This window comes from Trichormus sp. NMC-1 (genome assembly GCF_001858025.1).
In the GTDB taxonomy this organism is placed as follows: domain Bacteria; phylum Cyanobacteriota; class Cyanobacteriia; order Cyanobacteriales; family Nostocaceae; genus Anabaena.
The window spans coordinates 1-1,442 of the sequence record NZ_LZQD01000032.1 but is presented as its reverse complement, the minus strand read 5'-3'; the positions used below and the strand labels follow the sequence as shown (position 1 = coordinate 1,442).

Genomic DNA, 1,442 nt, shown 5'->3' with positions numbered 1-1,442 from the left:
GCGGAGACATCAAACCTAACCCCGAAGGTGTCTACAAAAATCGGGGCTATTCACACCACCAAAAAATCGCTGCCTAAAATTGCCCTTTTGAACACCCCGCGAACCTCATTCGAGCTACGGTTAAGAAAAGCTGGATCGTGTGACGGCAGTGTAAGCGTTTGATATTTAAGGCTTCTGGAAAATCATTTTATCGGAGCCATGATTTCTTGTATTAGGGGTCAAGAACTATATTTGGGGGCGGCCCGAGGTGGGTGAATTGGCTAAGGGCGTTGAAATTCCTCGGCACGATTACCGTGGCCTAGAGATTACCTATGAGCAGCGACAACAAGGGATCTGCTTGTAGTGGCCGTCCAGGGCCATACGGATCATCTAATGAGTGATCCCTGGTCCTATCATGATTCCGGCTCTGGAATGGTGAACTTTCAATTTGCAGCCGATGCTCTTGGTTTGAAGTACCAGAGCAAATGGCTAGACCAACTTATGCACGAGTTCGAGAACACCGCTACATCATACATTTCCTCAGATTTGCCATCAGATGACAAACCGGATAACGGGTATTGGGCTCATCTGAACAGTGGAATTGAATGGGTTGGTGAACTTCTGTATCCCAAATATTACTTGGCACCTGATCTGTCGTCTCCGGATGCAGGTACTGTGCAGGACCTATTGCTTATTTCCATTGCCGACCGAGCATCGGATATTGTTGATGAAACGGGCGAAAGGATTGACGACCACAAAGGGCCATATTTCTACGATATAAAGAAAGTCCTTGAAGACGATGGGCACCTTTTTACCCGTCAGGAGGTAAAAGATGCTGTCGCGACTTTATCTGAAAGAGGTTTCATTGAGCTCTCGGAGCTCAGTGAAATGCATGCTGCGCTTACAGAAGATGGGCGAGAACGGGCAGAAAATATTGTTGGACGCTATTATGGGTGATGTTCGCTATAGAGGTGCGTTTGGCGGCGCATGGAATCGTTTCTGGATGCATCGTTTGCAAAATTGGTGGCATGACGCCCTGAAACAGAGAGACAGCCTGGAGAGAATCCCGGCGCAAAAGAGGGTTGAGATACTCCAGATGCTACTCAGGTCGATTTAATATTTAAGGCGCAAGATCAGGCTAATAGCACTTTGGAGATTTTTGATAACGGGTCTGGCATGTCGCGCCAAGATATCGTGAATGGTTTTATGAGGCTTTCCACATATTCTAAGGTTGAGCGGCCTACCTCCCCTAAGTATCGCCGCCAGCGAGCTGGTCGAAAAGGGATCGGTCGATTTGCCGCGCAACGCCTGGGTGAGATTTTAACGATAACGACTGCAACGGATCATGATGAAATAGCGTTGACTGTGCGCATTGATTGGCGTGAGTTTTCATCGAATCGAGAATTGTCTAGAATCCCAGCTCGAATATCTAGAACGAAAAAGACGTTCGCTCACGGCACACT

Annotated in this window: 2 protein-coding genes; both read left to right on the top strand. The window is 47.7% G+C overall.

The window, feature by feature from the left end; translation table 11 throughout:
• Positions 1 to 372 precede the first annotated feature (372 nt).
• On the top strand, positions 373 to 936 hold the full coding sequence (locus tag A9Y75_RS25755; protein ID WP_071192724.1) for a hypothetical protein: 564 nt from the start codon (positions 373 to 375) through the stop codon (positions 934 to 936).
• 192 nt (positions 937 to 1,128) lie between these two features.
• The coding region (locus A9Y75_RS25750; RefSeq protein WP_236721543.1) for an ATP-binding protein at positions 1,129 to 1,442 on the top strand (314 nt) is incomplete at its 3' end.